We start from the raw sequence: 4,785 nt of genomic DNA, 5'->3' as shown, positions 1-4,785 counted from the left end.
GCGACCCGAGCAGCACGACCCGGCTGCGTCGCCCACCCAGCACGGCGCCCAGCAGCGGGGCGCCGATGGCATAGCCGAGCGCGGAGACCGTGAGGGCCCAGCCCACCGCCGCGGTCGAGGTCTCGAGGCCGGCGGCCATCCCGCTCACCATCCCCGCCGTCACGACGAGGTCGGTGCCGATCACGAACGGCCCGGCGGCCAGGAGGACGGGGGTGCTGCGACGCTCGGCGGTGGTCATGGCCGAGACGGTCCGGCAGTCCCCTTACAGCGCGCCGGCGTGCCCCTGACCGAGGCGGCGCACGACCTGGCCCGGCCTCGCGTACTCGTGGAAGAGGACGTCGAGGTGGTCGGCCAGGGACTCCTCGGTGGCCTCCGCCGGCACGCGCACGTCCTCGGCGGGCCTGCGTCGCCCCTCGCCGACGTACGTGGCGCACCACCGTCCGTCCCGCCGCTCCAGGTCCACGACGAACCGGCCGTAGACGTCGAAGCGCAGCCGGGTCACGGTGCCAGTATGCCGCGCGTCACCGTCTACCCTGGTCATCGTGGTGATCGCGTCCCCGACCGTCGGTGTCCTGGCCCTCCAGGGAGACGTCCGTGAGCACCTCGCGGCGCTCTCCGCCGCGGGGGTGCGGGCGGTCCCGGTCCGCCGGGAGGCGGAGCTCGCGGCCGTCGACGGGCTCGTGCTGCCGGGCGGCGAGTCCACCACGATGAGCACGCTCCTCGGCGTGTTCGAGCTGCTGGAGCCGCTGCGCGCCCGCCTGGCGGAGGGGCTGCCCGCCTACGGTTCCTGCGCCGGGATGATCCTGCTCGCGAGCGAGGTGCTCGACGGCAGGCCGGACCAGCAGCAGCTCGGCGGGCTCGACGTCGTGGTGCGCCGCAACGCCTTCGGCCGCCAGGTGGACTCCTTCGAGACCGATCTCGAGGTCACGGGCGTCGAGGGCGGTCCGGTCCGGGCGGTCTTCATCAGGGCGCCCTGGGTCGAGAAGGTCGGCGCCGAGGTGGAGGTGCTGGGTTCCGTGCCGCACGTCGAGCAGGCGGGGGAGTCCGCGGGCCGCGCGGTCGCCGTCCGGCAGGGGACGGTGCTGGCCACGGCCTTCCACCCGGAGCTGACCGGGGACGGGCGCGTGCACAAGCTCTTCGCCGACATCGTGCGGGAAGGCTAGCGCCCCGCACCGCGGGACCGAGAAAGACAACCAGATGGTTGTGCTTTCGGCGGATCTGCCCTAACGTACAACCTTGTGGTTGCAGATCAGCTCGCCGACGAGGAGTGGGACCGCCTGTTCCATGCCTTGTCGGACACCACTCGTCGGGACATCGTCCTGCAGGTCATGCGGCAGGGGCAGTCGATCTCGACGCTCGCCCGCCGCTACGACATGAGCTTCGCCGCCGTGCAGAAGCACGTGGCGGTGCTCGAGCGGGCCGGGCTCGTCCACAAGGAGCGGCGGGGCCGCGAGCAGCACGTGCACGGCGCGCCCGTGGTGCTGCACAAGGCCGCCCGACTGCTGGACTCGTACGAGCTGATCTGGCGCCACCGTGCGCAGGCGATCGACGCGCTGCTCGCCGAGGAGGAGACATGACGGTCATCAGCACGGAGCGAGACGCTGACCAGCTGACCCTGACGTTCGTGGCGGAGTTCGCCGCGCCCGTCGAGCGGGTGTGGCAGGTCTGGGCCGACGCGCGGCAGCTGGAGCGCTGGTGGGGCCCGCCGACCTGGCCCGCCACCTTCGAGGTCCTGGAGCTCGCCCCGGGCGGCCGGGCCTCGTACTACATGACCGGCCCGGAGGGGGAGAAGTCCCGCGGCTGGTGGCGGATCACCGCCGCGGACGAGCCGAACCGGCTGGAGTTCGAGGACGGGTTCGCCGACGAGAACGGCACGCCGTCGGACTCCATGCCGACGACCACCGCCGTCGTCACCCTGGAGGCCACGGCCACCGGGACCCGCATGGTCACGCTGAGCCGCTTCACGAGCCTGGAGCAGATGGAGCAGCTCGTGCAGATGGGCATGGAGGAGGGCATGCGGCAGGCCATGGGGCAGATCGACGCCCTGCTCGCCTAGTGTCCCGCGTCCGGGGTTCGCCGTCTCGGCGGCGACCTGGATCCACCGATACCGGCATCGGACGTCGGACTCAGCGGGCCGCGTGCAGCAGCTGCCCGTCGATCCACGGGTCGAAGGAGCGCTCGCGGCCCAGGTCGTCGACGTAGGAGCAGGCCCGGTTCGTGATCGTGTCCGGTTCGGCCGGGTCGGTGAACGCCGGCGGGGACTGCAGGTCGCAGGTGTAGAGGGGTGCCGTCGGCCCGGTGACCGTGACGGTCAGTGGGGCGGCGGCGGCCTCGTCGGTACCCGGCAGGAGGGCGGTCCCACCGCCCACGAGGACGGCCCCGGCGACCGCGGCGTAGGTGAGGCGCGCGGTCCCGCGGCCCCGTCCGGATCCGGTCGTGCTGTGCCGTCCCATCTCCGCACCCCCCTCGCATCGGGCCCCGGCGGGGCCTGCTGTGGGGTGTATCGACGGCGGCCGTCCGGCGTAAGCACGGGGCCTGCGGTTTCACCGATCCCGGTGAACTACGGGCGCAGGGTGTAACGAATCAACCGCGAGCTGTTGCCGACGACGGCGACGCTCGACGCGTTGTGCAGCACCGCCGCGACGACGGGCGACAGGGCCCCGGCGGCGGAGACCGCCAGACCGGCGGCGTTGACCGCGATGGACATGCCGTAGTTCTGCCGGATCAGCGTGATCGTGCGCCTGCCGAGGTCGCGCAGGTCCAGCAGGGTGCGCAGGTCGTCCCCGGCGAGCGCGACGTCGGCGGTCTCCACGGCCACGTCCGTGCCGCCCACGCCCATGGCGATCCCGATGTCCGCCAACGCCAGCGCGGGGGCGTCGTTCGTCCCGTCGCCGATCATGGCCACGGTGTGGCCCTCGGCCTGCAGTGCCCGCACGACGTCCTGCTTCTCCTCGGGCATGACCTGCGCGCGGAACTCGTCGATGCCCAGCTCGGCGGCCACGGCCGCGGCCGTGTGCGGGTTGTCCCCGGTCAGCAGCACGATCCGCCGCACGCCGTCGGCGCGCAGCGCCGCGAGCACCTCGCGGGACTCCGCGCGCACGGTGTCGCGCAGGGACACGAGCCCGACCAGCCTGCCGTCGACGGCGAGCAGCAGCGGTGTCTCGGCCGCCTTCTGCAGCCTCGTGACCCATCCGGACGCCGCCCGGCTGACGGGCACCTTCTGCGTGCGCAGCAGCTCCCGGCTGCCGATCAGCATCGTCCGGCCGTCGGACCGCACGCGCATGCCCAGGCCGAGGATGACCTCGCACTCCTCGTGCGGCGGGATCTCGATCCGGCGCTCCTCGGTGGAGCGGATCACGGCCTGCGCCAACGGGTGCCGGGAGTGGATCTCCGAGCTGGCGGCGTAGGCGAGGACCTGCTCGGGGGACCAGCCGTCGTCGAAGGAGATGACGTTGGTGACGACCGGGCGGCCCAGGGTGAGCGTGCCGGTCTTGTCGAACACGATCGCGTCCACCCGGCCCGCGGCCTCCAGGTGCGCGCCGCCCTTGATCAGGATGCCGCGGCGGGCGCCGTTGCCGATGGCGCCGCTGATCGCGGTCGGCGTGGACAGCCCGACCGCGCACGGGCAGGCGACCAGCAGCATCGTCATCGCGCGCCGGACGTCCCGGGTGACCAGCAGGGTCAGCGCGGACAGGGCGAAGGAGGCGGGCACGAACCGGCGCGAGAAGTTCTCGCCGACGGTCTGGATCGGGGCGCGGTCGTCCTGCGCGGACTCGACGCGGGAGATGATCCGCCCGATCGCCGTGTCCCGGCCGACCGCCGTCGCCCGGACGACGATCCGGCCGCGCAGCAGCACCGACCCCGCGTGCAGCCGGACGCCCGGGCCGACCGACACGGGCAGCTGCTCGCCGGTGATCGCCGCCTGGTCGACGATGCCGTCCCCGTCGACGACCTCGCCGTCGACCGGCAGCACCACGTGCTCGTGGACCACGACCTCGTCCCCGAGGGAGACCGCGTCGATGTCGACCTCGACCTCGGTGCCGTCGGCCAGCCGCGTCCACGTGCGGGTCTGCGCACCGGTGAGCAGGTCCGAGATCGCGCGCCGGGAGCGGCGCAGCGTGAGGTCCTGCAGGTACTCGCCGATGTTGAGCAGCCAGAGCACCGTGAGCGCGACGACGTTCTCCCGCAGCACCAGCGACGCCACGGTCGCCGCGGACACCAGCGCGTCCGTCCCGGCACCGCGGCCGCCCCCCAGGGACCGCAGGGCGCCGCGGAGGAAGGGGTACCCGGTGAAGATCGTGACGCCGGTGGCGACGGTCCGGCTCGTCGGCCCGAGCATCGGCGGGCGGCGCAGCCCGAAGCGGCGGACCCCGAGTGCGGCCAACGCCGCACCCCCGACGACCAGCCGGACCAGGTCACCGTTGCGGACGTCGGCCGAGCGGGGCGTGCGCTCGGCGGTGGCCTCCGGGTCGGCCCCGAGCCCCTTGTCGAGCGCCTCGAGCAGCTCCCGGCGGTCGCAGCGGGTGGCGTCGTACCAGACGACGACACTGCCGGTCCGCGGGTAGGCATGGACCTGCCGGACCCCGCCGACGACGTCGACCGCGTCCTCCACGGCGACGGCCAGCGAGACCCTGCCGGTCAGTTCCGGGACACCGAGGCGGAGGCGGCCCGCGGCGTCGGAGAGGACGCGCGGCACGTCAGTGGTCGTGGCCGTGGCCGGTCGCCGCACCGGGGGCGGGGGACTCCTCGCCGATCCTCGCCCTGGCCTCGCTGACGATGTCCGCG

General features: G+C 73.7%; 6 protein-coding genes and 1 pseudogene. 3 read left to right on the top strand and 4 right to left on the bottom strand.

Annotated features, from left to right (window positions below; all coding sequences use genetic code 11):
• Positions 1-238, bottom strand: a pseudogene (locus H5J29_RS21125) (hypothetical protein); the annotation flags it as partial.
• A 24-nt stretch (positions 239-262) separates the two neighbouring features.
• On the bottom strand, positions 263-502 hold the full coding sequence (locus H5J29_RS21120; RefSeq protein ID WP_181782779.1) for a DUF7661 family protein: 240 nt from the start codon (positions 500-502) through the stop codon (positions 263-265).
• A 46-nt stretch (positions 503-548) separates the two neighbouring features.
• On the opposite strand from H5J29_RS21120, the gene pdxT reads away from it, so the two are divergent.
• The 3 genes from pdxT to H5J29_RS21105 all read left to right on the top strand — a co-directional run bounded on the left by pdxT (position 549) and on the right by H5J29_RS21105 (position 2,056).
• Positions 549-1,163 (top strand): pyridoxal 5'-phosphate synthase glutaminase subunit PdxT, encoded by a 615-nt coding sequence (gene pdxT / locus H5J29_RS21115; RefSeq protein ID WP_181782782.1) that lies wholly within the window; start codon positions 549-551, stop codon positions 1,161-1,163.
• Positions 1,164-1,238: 75 nt separating this feature from the next.
• Entirely contained in the window at positions 1,239-1,577 is a 339-nt protein-coding gene (locus tag H5J29_RS21110) for an ArsR/SmtB family transcription factor (protein ID WP_181782778.1), read from the top strand.
• A complete protein-coding gene (locus H5J29_RS21105; RefSeq protein WP_181782777.1) occupies positions 1,574-2,056 on the top strand; it encodes an SRPBCC family protein in 483 nt (160 codons plus the stop codon). Before H5J29_RS21110 ends, H5J29_RS21105 begins: the two co-directional genes overlap by 4 nt.
• A 70-nt stretch (positions 2,057-2,126) precedes the next feature.
• Here the strand turns inward: H5J29_RS21105 and H5J29_RS21100 are convergent, their stop codons facing one another.
• Positions 2,127-2,453 carry a hypothetical protein gene (locus H5J29_RS21100; protein ID WP_181782776.1) on the bottom strand — a complete coding sequence of 109 codons (327 nt, stop codon included), beginning with the start codon at positions 2,451-2,453 and terminating at the stop codon, positions 2,127-2,129.
• A 107-nt stretch (positions 2,454-2,560) separates the two neighbouring features.
• Positions 2,561-4,696, bottom strand: coding sequence for a heavy metal translocating P-type ATPase (locus H5J29_RS21095; RefSeq protein ID WP_181782775.1), 2,136 nt, complete (start codon positions 4,694-4,696; stop codon positions 2,561-2,563).
• Positions 4,697-4,785 lie beyond the last annotated feature (89 nt).

Source organism: Pseudonocardia pini, from assembly GCF_013870575.1.
GTDB classification, from domain to species: domain Bacteria; phylum Actinomycetota; class Actinomycetes; order Mycobacteriales; family Pseudonocardiaceae; genus Pseudonocardia; species Pseudonocardia pini.
This window is presented reverse-complemented; position numbering and strand designations above follow the sequence as displayed.

Bases quoted from the DNA above. Each gene is read 5' to 3' on its own strand.
- H5J29_RS21105 (WP_181782777.1), top strand. From the start codon at position 1,574: ATGACGGTCATCAGCACGGAGCGAGACGCTGACCAGCTGACCCTGACG.
- H5J29_RS21100 (WP_181782776.1), bottom strand. From the start codon at position 2,453: ATGGGACGGCACAGCACGACCGGATCCGGACGGGGCCGCGGGACCGCG.